The organism is Microbacterium sp. NPDC008134 (genome assembly GCF_042957055.1).
In the GTDB taxonomy this organism is placed as follows: Bacteria; Actinomycetota; Actinomycetes; order Actinomycetales; family Microbacteriaceae; genus Microbacterium.
This window is the reverse complement of record NZ_JBIBHO010000003.1, coordinates 342,024-361,347: the sequence shown is the minus strand read 5'-3', so window position 1 is coordinate 361,347 and position 19,324 is coordinate 342,024. Positions and strand designations below refer to the sequence as shown.

15 protein-coding genes and 2 tRNA genes are annotated in these 19,324 nt (G+C 69.4%); 6 read left to right on the top strand and 11 right to left on the bottom strand.

Going from position 1 to position 19,324, the window contains the following annotated elements:
* The first annotated feature begins 3 nt into the window (after window positions 1–3).
* Window positions 4–465 carry a hypothetical protein gene (locus ACFY9N_RS15265; RefSeq protein WP_391479652.1) on the top strand — a complete coding sequence of 154 codons (462 nt, stop codon included), beginning with the start codon at window positions 4–6 and terminating at the stop codon, window positions 463–465.
* A gap of 28 nt (window positions 466–493) precedes the next feature.
* Window positions 494–1,609 carry a M24 family metallopeptidase gene (locus ACFY9N_RS15260; RefSeq protein WP_391479651.1) on the top strand — a complete coding sequence of 372 codons (1,116 nt, stop codon included), beginning with the start codon at window positions 494–496 and terminating at the stop codon, window positions 1,607–1,609.
* 150 nt (window positions 1,610–1,759) lie between these two features.
* On the opposite strand, the gene ACFY9N_RS15255 is transcribed toward ACFY9N_RS15260, so the two are convergent.
* Both ACFY9N_RS15255 and ACFY9N_RS15250 read right to left on the bottom strand, forming a co-directional pair.
* Window positions 1,760–2,209 carry an NUDIX hydrolase gene (locus tag ACFY9N_RS15255; RefSeq protein ID WP_391479650.1) on the bottom strand — a complete coding sequence of 150 codons (450 nt, stop codon included), beginning with the start codon at window positions 2,207–2,209 and terminating at the stop codon, window positions 1,760–1,762.
* A 268-nt stretch (window positions 2,210–2,477) separates the two neighbouring features.
* Complete coding sequence (locus ACFY9N_RS15250; RefSeq protein WP_391479649.1) at window positions 2,478–8,537, bottom strand: GH92 family glycosyl hydrolase; 6,060 nt, start codon at window positions 8,535–8,537, stop codon at window positions 2,478–2,480.
* A gap of 190 nt (window positions 8,538–8,727) precedes the next feature.
* On the opposite strand from ACFY9N_RS15250, the gene ACFY9N_RS15245 reads away from it, so the two are divergent.
* Window positions 8,728–9,738, top strand: a complete 1,011-nt coding sequence (locus ACFY9N_RS15245; protein WP_391479648.1) for a LacI family DNA-binding transcriptional regulator — start codon at window positions 8,728–8,730, stop codon at window positions 9,736–9,738.
* 3 nt (window positions 9,739–9,741) lie between these two features.
* Here the strand turns inward: ACFY9N_RS15245 and ACFY9N_RS15240 are convergent, their stop codons facing one another.
* Window positions 9,742–10,668 carry a hypothetical protein gene (locus ACFY9N_RS15240; RefSeq protein ID WP_391479647.1) on the bottom strand — a complete coding sequence of 309 codons (927 nt, stop codon included), beginning with the start codon at window positions 10,666–10,668 and terminating at the stop codon, window positions 9,742–9,744.
* Window positions 10,669–10,788: 120 nt separating this feature from the next.
* On the opposite strand from ACFY9N_RS15240, the gene ACFY9N_RS15235 reads away from it, so the two are divergent.
* Window positions 10,789–11,358: a helix-turn-helix domain-containing protein gene (locus ACFY9N_RS15235; RefSeq protein ID WP_391479646.1), complete on the top strand. Its 570-nt coding sequence runs from the start codon at window positions 10,789–10,791 to the stop codon at window positions 11,356–11,358.
* 9 nt (window positions 11,359–11,367) lie between these two features.
* Here ACFY9N_RS15235 and ilvD read toward each other — a convergent pair whose 3' ends face one another.
* Window positions 11,368–13,272, bottom strand: coding sequence for a dihydroxy-acid dehydratase (gene ilvD, locus ACFY9N_RS15230; protein WP_391479645.1), 1,905 nt, complete (start codon window positions 13,270–13,272; stop codon window positions 11,368–11,370).
* Between the two features lie 82 nt (window positions 13,273–13,354).
* On the opposite strand from ilvD, the gene ACFY9N_RS15225 reads away from it, so the two are divergent.
* On the top strand, window positions 13,355–14,179 hold the full coding sequence (locus tag ACFY9N_RS15225) for a helix-turn-helix transcriptional regulator (RefSeq protein ID WP_391479692.1): 825 nt from the start codon (window positions 13,355–13,357) through the stop codon (window positions 14,177–14,179).
* 240 nt (window positions 14,180–14,419) lie between these two features.
* Here the strand turns inward: ACFY9N_RS15225 and ACFY9N_RS15220 are convergent, their stop codons facing one another.
* On the bottom strand, window positions 14,420–14,698 hold the full coding sequence (locus tag ACFY9N_RS15220) for a hypothetical protein (RefSeq protein WP_391479644.1): 279 nt from the start codon (window positions 14,696–14,698) through the stop codon (window positions 14,420–14,422).
* Window positions 14,699–14,889: 191 nt separating this feature from the next.
* Between ACFY9N_RS15220 and ACFY9N_RS15215 the strand changes: the two genes are divergently transcribed.
* Window positions 14,890–15,393, top strand: a complete 504-nt coding sequence (locus ACFY9N_RS15215) for a DUF3253 domain-containing protein (RefSeq protein WP_391479643.1) — start codon at window positions 14,890–14,892, stop codon at window positions 15,391–15,393.
* A 12-nt stretch (window positions 15,394–15,405) separates the two neighbouring features.
* Here the strand turns inward: ACFY9N_RS15215 and ACFY9N_RS15210 are convergent, their stop codons facing one another.
* The 6 genes from ACFY9N_RS15210 to ACFY9N_RS15185 all read right to left on the bottom strand — a co-directional run bounded on the left by ACFY9N_RS15210 (window position 15,406) and on the right by ACFY9N_RS15185 (window position 19,264).
* Window positions 15,406–15,930 (bottom strand): hypothetical protein, encoded by a 525-nt coding sequence (locus ACFY9N_RS15210; RefSeq protein ID WP_391479642.1) that lies wholly within the window; start codon window positions 15,928–15,930, stop codon window positions 15,406–15,408.
* A 171-nt stretch (window positions 15,931–16,101) separates the two neighbouring features.
* Window positions 16,102–16,174 (bottom strand) — tRNA-Ala (locus ACFY9N_RS15205).
* Between the two features lie 25 nt (window positions 16,175–16,199).
* Window positions 16,200–16,273 (bottom strand) — tRNA-Ile (locus tag ACFY9N_RS15200).
* Between the two features lie 86 nt (window positions 16,274–16,359).
* Window positions 16,360–17,322, bottom strand: coding sequence for a DUF4097 family beta strand repeat-containing protein (locus ACFY9N_RS15195; protein ID WP_391479641.1), 963 nt, complete (start codon window positions 17,320–17,322; stop codon window positions 16,360–16,362).
* Complete coding sequence (locus ACFY9N_RS15190; RefSeq protein ID WP_391479640.1) at window positions 17,319–18,008, bottom strand: LuxR C-terminal-related transcriptional regulator; 690 nt, start codon at window positions 18,006–18,008, stop codon at window positions 17,319–17,321. The genes ACFY9N_RS15195 and ACFY9N_RS15190 overlap by 4 nt, the downstream gene beginning before the upstream one ends.
* On the bottom strand, window positions 17,996–19,264 hold the full coding sequence (locus tag ACFY9N_RS15185) for a histidine kinase (RefSeq protein WP_391479639.1): 1,269 nt from the start codon (window positions 19,262–19,264) through the stop codon (window positions 17,996–17,998). Before ACFY9N_RS15185 ends, ACFY9N_RS15190 begins: the two co-directional genes overlap by 13 nt.
* Window positions 19,265–19,324: the final 60 nt, after the last annotated feature.

The window sequence follows — 19,324 nt, the reverse complement described above, 5'->3', positions numbered from 1 at the left end:
GTCATGGCCGAGGACACCAAGGGCGACACCAAGAACTTCACCGCCGAGGAACGCGAGGCCATGCAGGCCGCTGCCAAGGAGGCGAAGGCCAAGCGCTCCCGCGCGAAGAAGACGCCCGAGGAACAGCGTGCGGCCGGCGAGGCCGACCTGAAGGAAGCGATCGCCAAGCTGCCCGACGAGAACGACAAGAAGCTCGCCACCGCACTGCACGAGCTCGTCATGGAGGTCGCCCCCGAGCTCATGCCCCGCACGTACTACGGCATGCCCGGGTGGGGGAAGGACGGCAAGGTGCTCTGCTTCTTCCAGCCCGCGAGCAAGTTCAAGGTGCGCTACGGCACGTTCGGCTTCGAGCCCATCTCGAACCTCGACGAGGGCACGATGTGGCCGACCGCCTACGCGGTGCTCGAGCTCACCGCCTCGAACCGCAAGCTCCTGACCGAGCGCATCCGGCTCGCCATCAGCTGAGGGCCCGGCGGGGAGTAGCGTGGGCCGGGTGAGCACCCTCCCCTTCTCGTCTTCCGTGTACTCCGCCCGTCTGGATCGGGCATCCGCTCTCGCCGCCGAGGCGGGACTCGACGCCGTCGTCGTGGGTCCCGGACCCGACCTGCAGTACCTCGTCGGTGTCGAGGGCGACACGATCGAACGGTTGACCGCGCTCGTGCTCGGTCCCGGCATCGCGCCGACCGTGGTCATGCCTCGCATGGAGCTCGCCAAGGTGCGCAGCACGGCCGTCGGCACGCTCGGACTCGCGGTGTCGGACTGGGTCGACGGCGAGAACCCGTACGATCTGGTCGCGGCGGCCGTGGGGTCGGTCTCCCGGGTCGGCGTGTCGGATGCTCTGCCCGCCCTGCACGTCGTTCCGATCGGCGAGCGCCTCGGCATCCGTCTCGAGCTCGCGACGCCCGTGCTGCGCGAGGGGCGCATGATCAAGGATGCCGCCGAGGTCGTCGAGCTGCGTCGCGCCGGCGAAGCGATCGACGCCGTGCACCGTCGCGTTCCGGAGTGGCTGCGCGCGGGCCGCACCGAGCGCGAGGTCGCCGCCGACATCGCCGAGGCGATCGTCGCCGAGGGGCACGAGACGGTCGAGTTCGTGATCGTCGGATCCGGACCGAACGGTGCCGATCCGCACCACGAGGTGTCGGATCGTGTGATCGACGACGGCGACATCGTCGTGGTCGACATCGGCGGAGCGGTGCCCAGCGGATACAACTCCGACAGCACGCGCACCTACGTCGTCGGCACGCCGGCGCCGGAGGCCGCCGAGCGCATCGCCGTGCTGGTGCGGGCTCAGCAGGCAGCGGTGGATGCCGCGCGACCCGGGGTCACGGCATCCGAGGTCGATGCCGCTGCCCGGCAGGTGCTCGCGGATGCCGGGCTGGGCGAGGCGTTCCTGCACCGCACGGGCCACGGCATCGGCGTCTCGGTGCACGAGGAGCCGTACATCGCCCCCGGCAATGACCTCGTGCTGCGCGAGGGCATGGCCTTCAGCATCGAGCCCGGCATCTACTTCGCGGGGGAGTGGGGCGCCCGTATCGAGGACATCGTGGTGCTCACCGCCGACGGCTGCGAGCGGCTCAACACCGCCGAGCACACCCTGCGTTCGGTCTGAGGCGTTCCTCGGGGCGGGACGCTTCGACAGGCTCAGCGACCCAGCGAGAGGTGCGGCTCAGCGACGAAGACCTGGGTCCCTGAGCCTGTCGAAGGGCCCCACCACGAAGAACTCCGTCCCTGAGCCTGTCGAAGGTTCGCCCACGAGATCTCAGTCGACGAGCGGATGCCAGTGGCGATCGGCCAGGGTCGCGAGATCGACCCAGGTGCCGTCGATGAGCGGAGCATCCGGCGACGCCCAGACACCGAAGTGGGCGAGCGGGGTCGGCCAGGCGTAGTCGTTCGTCGAACGCTCGACGACGTTGCGCACAGCGCCGACGAAGGTCAGCTCGGTATCGACGCCCATCACCTCTGCGGCGAGTGCACGGATCGTGAGCGAGCCGTCGGGGTCGTCGGCATCCGTCCGTCGCGTCGGGAGGTCGAGCTTTCCCGTCTCCGACCGGGGGATGCAGAACGCCTGGCCGTCGCGACGCAGGAGCAATCGGACGATCGACATCGGGCGCGGCGGGAGCGTTCGTCGGACGACTTCGGCGCGTCCGCCGGGCGGGAGCCAGGGAGCGTTCGGGGTGACGCGCACCACGGTCTCGCGCTCGGAATCCATCCCGCGAGCGTATCGGGCGGTCTCGGGGCGGGGGCGCTTCGACAAGCTCAGCGACCCAGTGAGGTGCAGCTCAGCGACCCAGTGAGGTGCAGCTCAGCGACCCAGTGAGGTGCGGCTCAGCGACCCAGAACTTGGCCCCTGAGCCTGTCGAAGGGCCCCTCCACAAAGAACTGGGTCCCTGAGCCTGTCGAAGGGCCCCGCCGCGCAGAAGTGAAGCCGCCCTCCCCCGGGGGTGGGGAGGGCGGCTTCTGTGGGGAGTGCGCGGGGGCTACGACTCCACGCGACGCCGGCGGATCACCAGCACGCCACCCGCGGCGAGCAGGAGGATCAGCAGCGCGATAGCGGCGATCGGCACGGCTCCACCGGTTCCGGCGAGACCGTCACCGCCTCCGCCACCACCGACGGCCGGCGCGGCGGTGACCGTGAGGGCACCCTCCGCGGTGAGGCCGGAGTCGGCACCGACGGCGACCAGCGTGTGAGCGCCGACCTCGGCATCCACCGGGATCGTCACCGCGAGACGGAACGCTCCAGACTCGTCGGCCACGGCATCCGCGAGGTGGATCGGCTCGGAGAAGAGGGTCAGCGACACCGTCTCACCCGACGCGAACCCGCGCCCTGCGACCTCGACCGTGCCACCCTGCTGCACGGTTCCCGCTCCGATCACGAGCTCGGCCTCGAGCACCGGGGTGTCTCGCACCTCGATCGAGAGTGGTGCCGACTCCGAGGCGTGGAAGGCCGCGTCATCCGACGGCACGAACCGGGCGACGTAGGTGTGCGCACCCGAGGTCGCGATGGTGACGTCGGCCGTGGCCGTGCCCCCGGTGACCTCGGCCGAGCCGACGATCTCGTCGCCCTCGAAGAAGTCGACCTTTCCGGCGGCGCCCGCGGGCTTCACCGTCGCGATCAGCGGGATCGACTCACCCGCGACAGGGTCGTCCGACCCGGCGGCGAGCGACACTGAGGTGTTGCGCGGAGCCGTCGGGTCGACCGCCACCTGCACCGATCCGCGAGCCTCGACCTTCGAGACGTCGCCGAGCGCCACCACCGGGTGCGCGCCGTCGACGGCGTCCACCGGCACCGTGATCTCGGCGCTGATCGCACCGTTCACGTCGGCCTTCACGACCACCGGGGCCTCCGAGTCGATGCGCACCGACACGTTCTCCTCGGGCGCGAAGCCCGAACCCGTGATGGTCACGCGGTCGCCCGGCGCCACCGTGCCCTCGGGCACCTGGATCTCGGGCGAGTACTCGGGCTCGGGGTCGACGACGCCGATCTCGAGCTGCGCATCGGCCGACCGCACCCCGTCGTCCGCCGTGACCGTCACCGTGTAGGTGCCGGCGGTGGCGTAGGTGTGCGTACCGGTGATCGTGCCGTCGGCGATCGTCGCCTCGGTGACGGGCGATCCGTCACCCCAGTTGACGAGTGCGGACGTCTCGCCCTGCCCGCCGGCGATCGTCGCGAGCGTCGCGTCGAACTCCTCACCGGTGAGCTGACCGTCGACCGATCCGGCCGTGACGCTCAGGGGAGCGGCAGCCGTGCGGTCGCCGTCGGAGGCGAGGGCGAAGATGTGCACGCGTCCGTTGTTGAGCGAGCCCGTCTCCTTCGGCATGGTCAGCGAATCGACCACCTTCGGCGCACCGTCCCCGTCCACCGCGAGCGCGATCGGAGCGGTGGCGTAGATCGCCGTGTTCTTGACCGAGCCTTCGGGACCCGTGCCCGAGAGACGGCCCTCCGAGATCGTCAGCACCGTGTTGCCCTTGTAAGGGTTGCCGGATGCTCCGACCCAGTCGCCGAGACTGATCGTCACCTGCTGCGTCGTCCCGTCGGTGAAGTGCAGCGTCGCGACCGAGTCGCGGTTGCTCTCGGTGGCGGTTCCGATGAACGCGAGCTGCGTCGCACCGTCGCCGAGCGACACCTTGACCGTCTGGCCCTCCCCCGTGATGTTGTCGGGCTGACCGGCCGGGATCGCCGGCAGGTCGTAGGTCAGCGTGCTGTTCGGGATCGTCAGGGTCTGACCCTGCACGAAGCCGTCGGCGTTGATCTTGTCGCGGAAGTACCCGTGCCCCTGCGAGTCGCAGTTCGCGGCCGTGACGTTGAGATCACCGATGCAGACGTTGTTGAAGGCGCCCACCAGCGTCTGGTCGCGGAACGCGGTCACCGTCGCGGTGGTCTGCGCCACCGCTCCGGCCGAGTCGCGCACCGTGACGGCCGCCGAGTACGTGCCCGGGATGGTGAAGGTGTGCGGAGCGCTCACCTTCCAGCCACCCAGGTCGTCGCGCGTCAGCGCCACGTCGGTCACCTCGGTGCCGTCGCCGTAGTCGACCGTGACGGTGTAGCCGGAGGCATCCGTCTCGGTCCCGACGATCGTCGCGAGGGTTCCCGTGAACTCCGTGTCGACGGCGACCCGCTGGGGTGCACCGGCCGAAATGGCGAGTCCATCGGCGGCGGATGCCGAGGCGAACAGTTCGACCTCCGAGAGCGCCAGCGTCGCAGCATCCGTCTTCAGCGTCAGCTTCACGCTGGTGAAGCCGTCCTGGTTCGCGGTCGTGAACGGCCGCGTCTGCGTGTCCCAGGTGAAGGACTGCGCCGTGCGACTGTCGATCTCGGTCCAGGTGGTGCCGTCGACCGAGCCCTCGAGCGTCCAGCTCGACGGGGCGTTCGCCTTGTTGGCGCTCGTGAGCGTGTACTGGGCGATCGAGACCGGGCCGGACTGCGAGGTCCAGACGAGCTCGGTGGCGTCGCCGGTGAAGGCCACGTTCGAGCTCATGTTGTCGTCGACCAGCGATCCGACGGGGGTTCCGTCGGTGGCCTTCAGCACGCCGCGTCCGACCTTCGTCGCGTCGACCAGGGTCGCGGGAACGTCGAGCTCCTCGCCGAGGTCCTTCGCGCCCCACGCCGAGGCCGTGTCGCTCATGGTGAAGTCGAGCGTTCCACCCTCGCGAACGAGGTCGCCGTCGAACGTGGTCTCGGTGATCGGGGTGCCGTTGATGCTGACACCCGCCACGTAGTCCTTGCCCTCGGATGCTCCCGGCGCGTTGATCACGAGCTTCTTGCCGTCGATGTTCAGCGTCGCGCTGTCGAACAGCGGGGTTCCGATCGTGTAGTCGCCGGAGCCGACCTCGAGCGGGTAGAAACCGAGCGCCGAGAAGACGTACCAGGCCGAGAACTCGCCGTTGTCCTCATCGCCCGGGTAGCCCTGGCCGATGTCGTCACCGATGAAGAGGCGGTCCTGGATGTCGCGGATCAGCTCCTGCGCCCCCGACGGGTCGCCGGCCTCGGCGAGCACGTAGGGGATGTGGTGCGCGATCTGGTTCGACATGCCGAGCATTCCGAGGCGGACGTCGCGAGCTTCGCGCGCCTCGTGGATGCCGGAGTAGTCGGCCTTCTCGCGAACCGTGAGGAAGTCGTGCATCACGTCGAGCAGACCCTGGCGCCCGCCGTACAGCGCGGCCAGGCCGTCGACGTCGTGCGGAGCGTGGAATCCGAAGGTCCAGGCGCTCGCCTCGGTGAAGGCACCGCCCCACGCCTTCTTGTCGAACTCGGCGCCCGAGGTCCACGAGCCGTCGGCGTTGCGCGAGGTGAACGTGCCCGCCTCCGGGTTGAACATCTCGCCGTAGTGCTCGGCGCGCGCCTCGAAGTACGTCGCCTCCTCCTTCAGCTGCGCGACGCGGTCGGCGGGGGTGTTCGGGTCCTCCGACAGGGCCTTCGCCATCTCCGCGATACCGAAGTCGTTGATGTAGCCCTCGAGACCCCACGACGCGCTCTCGTGCGTCGTCGCCTCGGTGTAGCCGAGGAAGATCGACTGTCCGAGTCCCTTGCGGCCGACGGCGTTGGATGCCGGCAGCACGGTGGCGTTCTTGACGGCCGCGTCGTATGCCTCGAGCGCCGTGTCGGTCGACAGGGCCCCGGCCAGGTACGCCTCGGCGAAAGCGACGTCGGAGCTCGTACCGGTCATCAGGTCGGCGTAGCCGGGAGACGACCAGCGCGCGATCCATCCGCTGTCGCGGTACTGCTGCACGAAGCCGTCGACGAGTTCTTCGGTCGTGTCGGGGTAGAGCAGCGAGTACAGCGGCCAGGCGGTGCGATACGTGTCCCAGAAGCCGTTGTTGACGTAGATCTTGCCGTCGACGATCTTGGCGTTGGTCTGCGTGTCGGTCGCCGAACCGGTGGTGCCGGCGACGGGGCTCGCGTACTTGTAGACCGGGTTCGCCTCGGTTCCCGTGTTCTCGAACTGCGAGTTCGGGTAGAGGTTCAGGCGGTACAGGCTGGAGTACAGCGTGACGAGCTGCGTGTCCGTCGCGCCCTGCACGTCGTCGACGACCGAGAGGCGCTCGTTCCAGGCATCCTTCACCGCGGTGTGGGCCTGGTCGAACGAAACGCCGTCGAGCTCGAAGCCGTGGTTCTTCTGAGCCTGCTCCTGCGAGATGAACGACGAGGCGATGCGCAGCTCGACGTCGCGGTCACCCGCGGTGTCGAAGGCCGCGTAACGGGCCGTGCCGTTGCGGTTGCCGACGGTGGTCGCACCGCTCGCGCTCGGGGCGCGGTCGAAGGTTCCGTAAACGAACATGCGGGTGCGTCCCGGCCAGCCGGATCCGCCCTGCACCCAGCCCGAGATCGTGTCGCCCGAGATCGTGAGCTTCGATGCGGCATCGCTCGAGTCGGCGACCTGGTCGATGAGGATCGAGCTCGCGTCGCCGGTGAACGAGAAGCGGTAGATCGCTCCGTGGTCGGTGGCGGTCACCTCGGTGCGGATGCCGTTGTCGAACGAGACGTCGTAGATGTCGGGGCGCGCGATCTCGTTGTCGTGCGAGAACGTGAGCTTGCGGTCGTTGAGGTTCGACGTGGGGTTCGCGTTCGCGGCCGGCATCACGGCGAACTGGTTGCGGTCGCCCATCCAGATGCTCGGCTGGTGCGAGAACCCGATGCCGTTGAGCACCGGACGGTTCTGCGCATCGTTGGCGCGCTGGTACTGGTAGAGCGTTCCCGAACCCTGGGCGTTCGTCATCGGGGTGATGAAGTTGAACCCGTTGGGCCACGCCGTGGCGGGGAAGTTGTTGCCGCGCGAGAAGCCGCCCGTCGAGTTCGTGCCACGGCGGGTGTCGACGTACGACACGAGGCCGTCGGAGGTGTCGATCGGGGTGGCGGCATCGATCTCGATGTCGTCGATCCAGCCGCTGAAGGCCGTGGCCGCGGTCGGCGTCTCGATGCCCTTCAGATCGGTGTCGGGGTGGTCGTAGGTGAAGCGGATGTCGTCGACGGTGCGGCCCTCGAAGGCTCCGAGGTCGACCGTGACCTTGTTCCACTGGTTCGGCCAGAGCCGGTTCGAGCGACCCTGCTCGGCGGCGGCGACGGGGTATCCGTACGTGTCGGTCACGCCGGGGGTCGCGGCGAGGGTCGATCCATCGTCGAAGGTGAGGTCGACGCCGACGAAGGTGGCGGCGTAGGTCTGCTCGCCGTCGAGGTTCGGGAAGACGAGATACGAGAGCTGGCTGTCGGCGTCGATGGTGACGTCGACGTTCTCGTAGAGGGTGCTGGTCGACGACGCGGGGCCACCGGCGAGGTGACGGCCCGCGTACTGCAGCGCCTTGGTGCCCGTGAAGCCGACGCCGGTCTTGGCGGTGTCGGATGCCGTGGGGCCGTTGCCGACCGTCAGGCGCAGGTCGCTCGCGACCGGGCCGCCGTCGATCACGGTGATGGGCTCGAAGTCGGCGAGCTGGATGAGGTTCGTGGTGGGGGTGCGGTTCTCGGTGATGTCGAGCCGGTAGTAGAGGTACGGCGCGCTGGGGGCGGCCAGCTCGAAGGTGAGGGTCTGGCCGCGACCGGTGAACATCACGCCGGAGCGCTCGTCGACCGGGGTCCACTCGCTGCCGTCGTTGGAGCCGAGCACGCGGAAGTTCTTGGGGTCGCGCTCCTGCGCGTCGCCACCCGAGGTGAGCGTGTACTTCTGCAGCACCTGCGCGGCGGTGAGCTGGTACTGCAGCCACCCCTTGTTGACGAAGGCGAGCCACTTGGTCGATGCGTTGGCGTCGGCGGCGAACGTCGCGGACTCGTTGGGGGCGTTCTGCGCCGAGGCCGTGACGCCGTTCGGGGCGATCGACGGCAGCAGGCTGCCCGGGGCGAACCGGTCGCCGGTGACGTTGACGGGCGCACCGGTGCCTGTGAGGACGGGTGCGGCATCCGCTGATTCGAAGGACGACGAGAACGTCCCTCCTGCCGCGGCCGCCGCGGGGAGCGGCGTCAGCATGGCCAGGGTCACCGTCAGTGCGGCGCCGGCGGCCGCCCAGATGCGACCTGCGGGTCGTTCGTCCCTCTTACGGGGAACAGTCATGGTTGCTCCTCAAACTCCACTGCGGTGTGTCGTTCGCCTGTCGCAGATACCGGGGGCGGGCTGCGCGACGTTTATGACATCGCTGTCATAAATCGAGACACTAACACAGCGGATGCCGTGGGCGGAAGATGCATCCCCCATCGGATGACCCGTCATAATGAGCAGATCGCTCGAGGCGATAGAGGGACACATGACACCACACGAAGACGGGGCCGCGCCCCGCCCCACACTCGCGCAGGTCGCCGCGCGCGCCGGCGTGAGCCTGAAGACGGCATCGCGCGCGCTCGGCGGCGAGTCGTACGTCAGCGAGAAGACGCTCAGCAGCGTGCTCGCCGCCGCGGCCGAGCTCGACTACCAGCGCAACGCCGCCGCGAGCCTGCTGGCCAGCGGACGCCTCGCGGATTCACTCGGGCTCATCACCGGCGACTTCACGAACCCGTTCTACTCGGCCCTCGCCCAGGCCGTCGAAGACGAGGTCCGCCCGCGCGGGATGCACCTGTCGGTCGCGAACTCCCGGGAGTCCGCCGAGCAGGAGAAGCGCGTCGCACACGACCTCGCCGACCGGCAGACGAAGGCGGTCATCACGGTGTCGGCGATGACCGACCACGCAGACTACGCCACACTGCAGGCACGCGGCATCCCGGTCGTCTTCGTCGACCGTCCGGCCGAGAACCTCGCCGCCGACTCGGTCGTGTTCGACAACCGCGAGGGTGGACGCCTCGTCGCCCAGCACCTGATCGACCGCGGCCACCGGCGCATCGCGTTCATCGGCGACTACGCCTGGCTGCCCACCTACCGCGGGCGTCTGGCCGGTATGGGCGACGTGCTCGACGGATCATCGGTCACCTGGCGCGAGCTGCTGCGCACCGATGCGCACGACGTCGCCTCGTCGCGCGAGTGCGTGCGCGAGCTACTCGCCCTCAACGAGCCGCCGACCGCGATCGTCGCCGGCAACAACCGTGTGCTGCTCGGCGTCATGGAGGAGATCGCGACGACGGATGCCCCTCCCGCCGTGATCGGGTTCGACGATCCCGAGTGGGCGACGGTGCTCGGCATCAGCGTGGTCACCGGCGATGTCGAGGAACTCGGCCGGTCTGCCGCACGCCTCGCCCTCGCTCGCCTCGGCGACCGCACCCGTGAGCCCGAGACCGTCGTGGTGCCGATGCGGTTGATCGACAGATCGTCGACCCGTTCAGCCTGATCCTCAGCCGCGGATGCTGACCGGATCGGCCTCCACGGACACGAGCGCGTCGGCCATCGGCACGAGGTCGGCCATCGTCACCGGGCCCGACGGCTGCGCCTCGACCACGCGCAACGCGGCGAGCGCGGTCAGCCGTCCGGTCGCCTCCGACTGCCCGCGACCCGACGCCTCATTGCGCTCGCCCGTGCGGCGGTTCGCGGCGACGACGTGCCAGGCATCCGTTCCCACGTGCGGCGCCGACGTGAGCGCGCCGCGGAGCACCGGCATCCGCCCGACCAGGTCGAGTGCGCCGGTCATCAGGGCGGATCCGAGGGTCAGATAGGAGCGGATGTTCGGAGCATCCGTTCCGCCGAGCAGTACGTGGTCGGGGAAGTCGGCGCGCAGGTAGCGACGGGCCCGTCCGTCCGGACCGAGTGCGCGGATGCTCTCGCGGAAGTTGCGCACCGCGCCGCCCTCGGGCGGGCGGTGGACGTCGGCGCCGACGAGTCCAGCCGTCCAGGCGACCGCGGCGGGGCCGTGCTGTTCGCCGCTGCCGAGCATCACCAGCACGTCGACGTCGTCGCCCGCGCGAGTGTCGAGGGAGGCCGCGAGTACCGTGCTGAGGCCGGGAACGAGTCCGGCCCCGAGAACGACCGGTCCGGATGCCGTGAGCCGAAGCGTCTCGAGGTACGAGCCGGTGGCGGAGATATCGACGAGCGGGGTCGCTCCCGTCGCTGTAGCGAGGTCGGCGCGCTCGATGCCCGAGGCGTTGACGACCACGTCGTGCTCGGCGGCGAGAGCCGCGAGCGCGGTGAGATCGCCGCGTAGGTCGATGCGGGCGCCATCGGACTCGGCGCGGCTGGCGGCGGTGACGGTGTGCCCGTCGCGTTCGAGATCGCGGCGTACGACGGTGCCGACGGCCCCGCGCGCGCCGAGGAGCAGAGCCCTCATCGGATGCTCGGGAGGGTGGGGGTGACGGACATGGTGCTCCTTCGGTCGGCGGGGGTTCCATAGTCGTGTGCGCAGGACGATGCGGGCCAGGTGGTTTGCGGTTCCTGCAAAGATGAGGGAATGGATGCCGACACCGCCGCCGTTCTCGACGCGATCGGGCCCCGGCTCCGCGCGCTCCGCCAGTCGCGCGGACTCACCCTCACGTCGCTCGCCGAGAGGTCCGATCTCTCGATCAGCGTGCTGTCACGGCTCGAGACCGGCCACCGGCATCCGACCCTCGATCTGCTGATCCCGCTCGCGCGCGCTCACGAGGTGTCGCTCGACCGGCTGATCGGGGCTCCCGAGACGGGCGATCCTCGCGTGCACCTCGAACCGCACCGGCTCGTCGCCGGGGGAGTCGCAGTGCCGCTGACGCAGTATCCGGGCCGCGTGCAGGCGTTCAAACACGTGCTCGGCCCGCGCGATCCCGCGCTCGTCACGCATCGCGGGCACGCCTGGATCTATGTGCTGGCCGGGCAGCTCAGGCTGCGCATCGGCGACGACGAGCACCTGATCGATCCGGGCGAGATCGTCGAGTTCGACGCCTCGACGCCGCACTGGTTCGGCCCGGCCGACGGGCTGTCGGTCGAGATCCTGCACCTGTTCGGTCCCGAGGGCGAGCGGCCCGTGAATCGGGAGCTCTTCCCCTAGCCGTGAGGGTCAGACCAACACCGACGCCCGCCGGACCTCCTGCTCGCGCATCGCGTTCTCGACCGCCTCGACGTCACGCACGGCGCCGCGGTCAGCCGAGGTGGCCATCGCCGCGTAGGCGCGCAGCGCCAGGGAGACGGGGCGCTGACGGTCGGCGGGGCGGTAGCCACCGGCATCCAGCAGTCGAGCGCGGCGCGCGTCGAGCTCGGCCTCGCTGACCTCGAGCGTCATGCCGCGGGTGGGGATGTCGATCGAGATGATGTCGCCGTCTTCGACGAGCGCGATCACACCGCCGGATGCCGCTTCAGGCGACACGTGTCCGATCGAGAGACCCGACGTGCCACCCGAGAAGCGGCCGTCGGTGATCAGCGCGCACACCTTGCCGAGGCCACGGCCCTTGAGGAACGACGTGGGGTGCAGCATCTCCTGCATCCCCGGACCGCCCTTCGGGCCCTCGTAGCGGATCACGACCACGTCGCCCGGCTGCACCTTCTTGCCGAGGATCTTCGCGACCGCCTCCTCTTGCGACTCGCACACGACCGCCGGCCCCGAGAAGACCAGGATCGACGGGTCGACGCCGGCGGTCTTCACGACCGCTCCATCGACAGCGAGGTTTCCGCGCAGGACGGCGAGTCCGCCGTCGACCGAGTAGGCGTGATCGACATCGCGGATGCATCCGTTCTCGCCGTCCTCGTCGAGAGCCGCCCAGCGCTCCGACTGCGAGAAGGCGCTCGACGAGCGCACGCCACCGGGAGCTGCGAACCAGAGATCCTTGGCGGTGTCGGTCGCCTTGCCGCCGCGGATGTCCCAGTCGTCGAGCCACGAGGCGAACGACTCGGAGTGGATGGTGCTGACGTCCTCCTTCAGCAGACCGCCGCGACGCAGCTCACCGAGAACGGCGGGGATGCCGCCCGCGCGGTGCACGTCCTCCATGTAGTACATGCGGCCGTAGGCCGGGTTCGGCGCGATCTTGGCGAGGCAGGGCACGCGGCGGGAGATCGCGTCGATCTCATCGAGACCGAAGTCGATGCCGGCCTCGTGGGCGGCGGCGAGCAGGTGCAGGATCGTGTTCGTCGACCCGCCCATGGCGATGTCGAGCGCCATCGCGTTCTCGAAAGCCCCGAAACTCGCGACCTCGCGCGGCAGCACCGAACGGTCGTCCTCATCGTAGAAACGACGGGTGATCTGCACGGCGACCTCGCCGGCCTTCTCGTACAGCGCGCGGCGGGCGGTATGGGTGGCGAGCACCGAACCGTTGCCGGGGAGTGCAAGGCCCAGCGCCTCGACGAGGCAGTTCATCGAGTTGGCGGTGAACATGCCCGAGCACGAGCCGCAGGTCGGGCAGGCGTTCTCCTCGATGCGCTTGATGTCGGCATCCGAGACCGTGTCGTTCGCGGCCTCGGAGATCGCGTCGACCAGGTCGAGGGTGCGCACCGAGCCGTCGACCAGCGTCGCGCGTCCGGCCTCCATCGGGCCTCCCGACACGAACACAGTCGGGATGTTCAGGCGCAACGCGGCCATGAGCATTCCGGGGGTGATCTTGTCGCAGTTCGAGATGCACACGAGCGCGTCAGCCTGGTGCGCGTTGACCATGTACTCGACCGAGTCGGCGATCAGGTCACGCGAGGGCAGCGAGTAGAGCATGCCGCCGTGACCCATCGCGATGCCGTCGTCGACCGCGATCGTGTTGAATTCGCGGGGGATGCCGCCCGCTGCCGAGATCGCGTCGGAGACGATGCGTCCGACGGGCTGCAGGTGCGTGTGGCCGGGGACGAACTCGGTGAAGCTGTTCGCCACGGCGATCATCGGCTTGCCGAAATCGGCGGCGTTGACGCCGGCGGCCCGGAAGAGGGCGCGGGCTCCGGCGGCGTTGCGGCCATGCGTGACGGTACGGGAACGAAGAGGGGTGGGCATGATTCCACCTTTCCGGGGGAGAGCGGATGCCGGAAGACGGCGCTGACACTAGTAGTGAGAGCACTAGGTTTGTTCTGTGGCCGTGGACGAGGAGCAGCGCAAGGAACTGGGCGCGTTCCTGCGCGCCCGGCGCGAGCAGCTCGACCGCGGCGCCTACGGCCTGCCGCCCGCGGGGCGCGGGCGCACGATCGGCCTGCGCCGCGAGGAGATCTCGTACCTCTCGGGCGTCAGCGTCACCTGGTACACCTGGCTCGAGCAGGGGCGCGACATCAACCCCTCACGCCAGGTGTTGGATGCCGTCGCCACCGCGCTGCACCTGACCGTGGCCGAGCACGACTACGCGTTGCGGTTGGCCGGCTTCGCGCCGGGGCGACCCGGATCGGGCGAGGCCGTCGAGACCGCACCCGCGCATGTGCAGCGATTCCTCGACGCGCTCGAAGAGCACCCCGCTTACGCGCTCGCTCCGGACTGGGGAGTCGCCGGATGGAACGCGGCTTACGAGGCCCTGTATCCGAACGTCGCCACGACGCCGCCCGAGAAGCGCAACCTGCTCTGGCTGATCTTCACCGACCCCGCCGTGCGCGACCTCCTCGACGACTGGGACGACACCAGCCGGCGCTTCCTCGCAGAGTTCCGCGCCGAGGCCGGCCCCCGTCTCGGCGACCCCCGCTATCGCGATCTGGTCGGGCGGCTTCTCGAGGCGAGCCCCGACTTCCGCGAGCGGTGGGAGAGCCACGACGTGCGCGGCTTCGAGTCGCGCGAACGCGTGTTCCGGCATCCGTCGCTGGGCCGGCTGGTCTTCGAGCACCACCAGTTGCGGCCGTCGGATCAGACCGACATCCAGCTCGTCGTCTACACACCGGCGGATGCCGCAGCCCGCGCGAGGTTCTTCCGCCGCCGCGACTGAGGATGTTTCGTGGGGGACGCTTCGACAGGCTCAGCGACCCAGAAGAGCTGGGTCCCTGAGCCACGACTGGTCCCTGAGCCTGTCGAAGGGCCCCGCCCCGCGCGACAAACTGGGTCCCTGAGCCTGTCGAAGGGTCCCGCCGCGCCGAAAAACTGGGTCCCTGAGCCTGTCGAAGGGTCCCGCCGCGCCGAAAAACTGGGTCCCTGAGCCTGTCGAAGGGTCCCGCCGCGCGCGACTGATTCAGCCCTCGCCCGGCTCGATCCGCTTGCCCAGGAGTCCGTGGGTCGACTCGATCTCGACCTGCTCGTACAGCCCGGCGTAGTTCTCTCGGTGATCGGGGTCGTCGGTGAGGTTCTGACTGAGGCTCATCTCCCACACCACGTTCTCGAAGTCCGTCTCGAGCATCTGCTGCACTCGGCGATGCAGTTCGTCGAAGACGGCGGGCGGGGCGAGGAATCCGATCGAGAGCTCGGCCAGGTCGAAGGTGCTCGCGTCGGTCAGATCGCTGTTCTCGGTCATGCGGCCCAGGCTAACGCGTGAGCACTGTGACTACGCCAGATGCCGCACGGTCTCGCGCGCATCGGGGCCACGAGCAGGAAGAGCGTGCGCGACTGCCCGGGGAACCTCTCGTATCCGAATCTCTCGAAGAACGGGATGACCGGTCCGTCAAGCCCCTGACCAGAACGCGCCGCGGCACGCAGAGTGACGGAATGACTTCCTCGACCGCGCGCCGCACCGAACCCGAGCGCACGCCCGATGGGCATCACTTCGTGATCGATGGTCGGCGTTGGCGGGCGACGGACCCGTCGATCCCCGAGTCGTTCCGGCAGGAGCTCGTCGATGAACTCATGGACGCACGGCGCGCGGTGAAGGAGGGGGAGACGGATGCGCGGTCCCGGGTGCAGGATGCGAAAGTCGCTCTCGGGGAGCGCGGGCACCCCTGGTGGGAGGACAGTGTAGGAGAGGGGTTCGACGGCCGCATCGCCTCCGCCATCCGAGCACTCACCCACAAGCGCGCGGGATCGTCGATCTGCCCGAGCGACGTCGCCCGCATGATCGGCGGAAGGTCGTGGCGCGACCGCATGGACGACGTGCGCCGCGTCGCCCACACCCTCGCCGCGCAGGGCGAGATCGTCGTGACGCAGAAGGGCGAGCCGGTGCGCATCGATCAGGCCCGCGGGCCGGTGCGTATCGTCGCGGGGCCTGCCCGCTGACCCGGACTCCCCTCAGCCCACCCGCAACAGCGACACGGCATAGACGGTGGGGGCGCCATCGAGGTCGAGGACGACGCTCATCCCGGTTTCGGTGGTGGTGACGTCGAATGCGATGGTCGCGTTCTCGCATACGACCGGGTCGGTCGCCGGGTCGGCGTCGAGCTCGCCCGCCGTGAGGGTGATGGAGCCCTCGCCGCGGCACGCGATCTGCGCCTGATACTCGCCCGGCTCTGTCGATCGGAAGTTCGTCAGGTGGTGCGGTGAGGTGTTCTCGCTGAGCCAGCCGGAGAACACTCCGACACCCGCACCCGGATCGATCTTCGGCACCGCCGTCTCGGCCCAGTCGGCGATCTCGTCGACGGGCATCGGCAGCAACGCTTCGTCGGTTTCGGCATCCGCCGTGGGTGTCGCCGACGAGGTCGGAGCGGATGCCGGCTGCGCCGAGGTTTCGGCATCCGTCGGTGCGCCCGTGCACCCGGCGAGAGCGGCACCGATCGTCAGAAGCGCGCCGATGAGGAGTCCTCTTCTGGTATCCATGACCTCCACGCTACGGACGGGGCCGATGTCGATCGAGGCGAGCGGCCCGACTCGGAGGAGTTACGGAGGTGCGGACGTGGGACCCGAAAGTTCTTAACAGAGTTGTTAACACCTGTGGAAACGAGAAGGCCCCGCCGAAGCGGGGCCTTCTCGAACTGTCTCAACACAGTGTGGAGCCTAGGAGATTCGAACTCCTGACATCCTGCTTGCAAAGCAGGCGCTCTACCAACTGAGCTAAGGCCCCGTAGGGGATTTCTTGAGTTAAGGAGTGGGGCTACCAGGACTTGAACCTGGGACCTCTTCATTATCAGTGAAGCGCTCTAACCGCCTGAGCTATAGCCCCGTCAACCTCCGAAACTTTACCGGAGATTCGTCGAAACTCCCAATCGAGCGCGGGAACTCGGGCGAGTCCCCGCGCTCGTGGGGTGGTCAGCGGCCCGGACGGATGGTCACTCCACCGGCCGAGAGCGAGACCTCGATGGTGCGACGGGCGCTCGAGGACTGCTCGACCCGGGCGTCGAGGGACCCGGCATCCACACGCTGACTGATGTCGTAGGTGACGTCGGGAACGGTGAGATCCACCGATCCCGCGCTGACGTCGACCGTCGTGCGCGTCGGGGCTGCCCCGGTCAGTTCGACGTTGAGGTCACCGGCCGAAACGCTCAGCGCCGCGTCGGCCACGTCGTCGAGGACGATGTCCGCCCGCCCCGCACTCATGCCGACCGACAGCGCGGTCGCCGAGCCCTCGACATCGAGCGCACCCGCGCTGACGTCGATGTCGAGAGCGCCGAAGTCGCCGACGACGTCGAGGCTGCCGGCGTCGAGCGTGAGGTCGGCGTCGATTGCATCGGAGCGGAGGCTCTCGGGGAGCGTCAGCACGACGACCTCCTCCCCGCCGAACCAGTCACCGAACCACCAGCCCCAGCGGCTCTCCGGGCTGCGCACGACGAGCTCGTCGCCGTCGCGGCGGATGGTCCAGTCCGGTCCGCGCGTGTTCGTGATCGCGAGCTCCGCCTGGTCGACGTCACCGAACTCCACGCGCATGCTGCTCGCATCGGCGTCGACGGTGAGCGAGTCGATGCCGTCGACATCGATGCTCTGCACGCTGTCTCCGCCGGCGTTGCTCGCGACGCTGATGTTGCTCGTCGCGGCGATCGCCGCCGTTCCCGCCGTGCCGACGAGGGCGATCCCGCCGATCACCGCGGTGACGATCGCGATCGCGGTGACGCCGCCCGATCGTGCACCGGATCCGCTCGGACCGCCCGGAGCTACCGGCGGAGTCGCCGGCGGAGTGGTGGGAGGAGCGGATGCCTGCGGCTGGGGCGGCACGGCTGCCGGCGGGGGAGTGAGCGGGGTGTGCCCGCCCTGGTGGTCGTTCTGGTCGGTGCTCATCGCGCCGCTCCGTTCTGGGTGGACGGCGGGATGGGACCGCCGGTGTTCTCGATGTGGGCGAGGGCGGCAAGCACGCGGCGGTTTCCCGACTCGTCCTGCTCGAACCCCAGTTTCTGGAAGATGGAGGTGATGTGCTTCTCGACGCTCGCCTCCGAGACGAAGAGGAGGCCCGCGATCGCCTGATTGGACTTGCCCTCGGCGATCAGCGCCAGCACGGTGCGCTCGCGCTCGGTGAGCCGCAGCATCCGATCGTCCCGGTTGCGCCGTGTCAGCAGCTGCGCCACGACCTCAGGGTCGAGAACCGTCGCGCCCTCGGCGATGCGCTGCACCGACCCGAGGAACTCGGCGACGTCGGCGACCCGATCCTTGAGCAGGTAGCCGAGCGGCCCGCCCTGCGCGGCGATCAGGTCCGACGCGTACCGCTCCTCGACGTACTGCGACAGCACGAGGAGGGCGAGCGAGGGGTGGGTCGCCCGCATGCCGAGCGCCGCGCGGATGCCCTCGTCGGTGAACGTCGGAGGCAGGCGCACATCGAGGATGCACAGCTCGGGATCCGTCGTGGCGACGGCCTCGGTGAGCCCGGAGGTGTCGGGGAGCGCCGCGACCACCTCGTGGCCGGCGTCTTCGAGCAGTCGCACGAGTCCTTCGCGCAGCAGGACCGAGTCCTCGCAGATCAGGATGCGCATGGCACGTTCACCTCCAGACTGGTCGGACCGCCCACCGGGCTGTCGAGACGGAACGTTCCGCCGGCGGCGAGGATGCGGTTGGCGATGCCGTCGAGGCCACCACCGGGCTGCACCTGAGCGCCGCCCATCCCGTTGTCCTCCACGCGGGCCCAGAGCGTCCCGCCCTCGCGCAGCCGCACGGTCACCCGGGACTCACTGGCCCGCGAGTGCTTCGCGGCGTTGGTGAGCGACTCGGCAATCGAGAAGTACACGGCAGCTTCCGCCTCTCGGCTGCACCGACCGTCCATCCGCACATCGAGGGCCACCGGGATGTGGGAGCGGCCGGCGAGCGCCGACAGCGCCGCATCGAGTCCGCGGTCGTCGAGCACCGAGGCGTGGATGCCGCGGGCGAGCTGTCGCAGTTCGGTGATCGCGGCCTTCGTGGAGGTGTGGGCTTCGGCGATGAGTTCCTTCGCGGCATGGGGGTCGTTGTCGATCTTCTGCTGCGCGAGGCCGAGCGTCATCCCGACCGAGACCAGACGCGGCTGGACGCCGTCGTGCAGGTCGCGCTCGATGCGGGTGCGCTCGACGTCGGCGGCGCGGACCGCGCCCTCACGCTGAGCGCTGCTCGTGCGCACCTGCTCGGTGAGTTCGGCCTCCCGGCTGCGCACCACGATCGCGAGCGACAGCGTGCGGTGCAGGAGTGCGAGACCGATCATGCCCGCGATCGACGCGGCGATCCCGAGGATGCCGACGAGGGGCGCCCAGGAGGTGAGCAGCGCGCCCCCGCCGAACGGGCCGACCACCGATTCCGCGGCGGTGAGGGGAGCGAACGAGATCACGACCGACCATGCGAACGCCGCGGCGAGGCGCAGCACGATGAAACCGAGGACCACGGCGATGGCGAAGTTTGCGAGCGCGCGCCACATCCGACCGTCGATCGTCTGGCGGAGGAGAGCACGCAGCCATCCTCCGAACCCGGGCCGCTCGCGCGGCCGCAGTCGCAGCGGGGCGATCGGTGTGCGGTAGAGCGCGCTCACGCGGGCGACCTCGAACCAGCCGACGCCGAAGAGCGCGTAGACCAGACCGACGAGGAAGACCACGCCGATGCCGAACGCGAAGAGCAGTCCGAGGCCGGTTCCAAGGAGCCCGACGAGCGTCGTGTTGATGATGCCGCCGATGACACCCACTCCGGCGAGATGCAGGATGGTGAGAGGGATCCGCAGCGGCGGCTTCACGGCCGTCGCCTGCGGCGGGGTCGCAGTGTGTGTGGTCATGATTCCACGGTAGAGGCGCGGCGATCGCGCCGACACCGAGGAACCCGGACACCTGCTTTC

What these genes read in the sequence shown, in the direction of transcription:
- ACFY9N_RS15265 (WP_391479652.1), top strand. Translation starts at nt 4, where the DNA reads ATGGCCGAGGACACCAAGGGCGACACCAAGAACTTCACCGCCGAGGAA.
- ACFY9N_RS15255 (WP_391479650.1), bottom strand. Translation starts at nt 2,209, where the DNA reads ATGGATTCCGAGCGCGAGACCGTGGTGCGCGTCACCCCGAACGCTCCC.
- ACFY9N_RS15250 (WP_391479649.1), bottom strand. Translation starts at nt 8,537, where the DNA reads ATGACTGTTCCCCGTAAGAGGGACGAACGACCCGCAGGTCGCATCTGG.
- ACFY9N_RS15245 (WP_391479648.1), top strand. Translation starts at nt 8,728, where the DNA reads ATGACACCACACGAAGACGGGGCCGCGCCCCGCCCCACACTCGCGCAG.
- ACFY9N_RS15240 (WP_391479647.1), bottom strand. Translation starts at nt 10,668, where the DNA reads ATGAGGGCTCTGCTCCTCGGCGCGCGCGGGGCCGTCGGCACCGTCGTA.
- ACFY9N_RS15235 (WP_391479646.1), top strand. Translation starts at nt 10,789, where the DNA reads ATGGATGCCGACACCGCCGCCGTTCTCGACGCGATCGGGCCCCGGCTC.
- ilvD (WP_391479645.1), bottom strand. Translation starts at nt 13,272, where the DNA reads ATGCCCACCCCTCTTCGTTCCCGTACCGTCACGCATGGCCGCAACGCC.
- ACFY9N_RS15220 (WP_391479644.1), bottom strand. Translation starts at nt 14,698, where the DNA reads ATGACCGAGAACAGCGATCTGACCGACGCGAGCACCTTCGACCTGGCC.
- ACFY9N_RS15215 (WP_391479643.1), top strand. Translation starts at nt 14,890, where the DNA reads ATGACTTCCTCGACCGCGCGCCGCACCGAACCCGAGCGCACGCCCGAT.
- ACFY9N_RS15210 (WP_391479642.1), bottom strand. Translation starts at nt 15,930, where the DNA reads ATGGATACCAGAAGAGGACTCCTCATCGGCGCGCTTCTGACGATCGGT.
- ACFY9N_RS15195 (WP_391479641.1), bottom strand. Translation starts at nt 17,322, where the DNA reads ATGAGCACCGACCAGAACGACCACCAGGGCGGGCACACCCCGCTCACT.
- ACFY9N_RS15190 (WP_391479640.1), bottom strand. Translation starts at nt 18,008, where the DNA reads ATGCGCATCCTGATCTGCGAGGACTCGGTCCTGCTGCGCGAAGGACTC.
- ACFY9N_RS15185 (WP_391479639.1), bottom strand. Translation starts at nt 19,264, where the DNA reads ATGACCACACACACTGCGACCCCGCCGCAGGCGACGGCCGTGAAGCCG.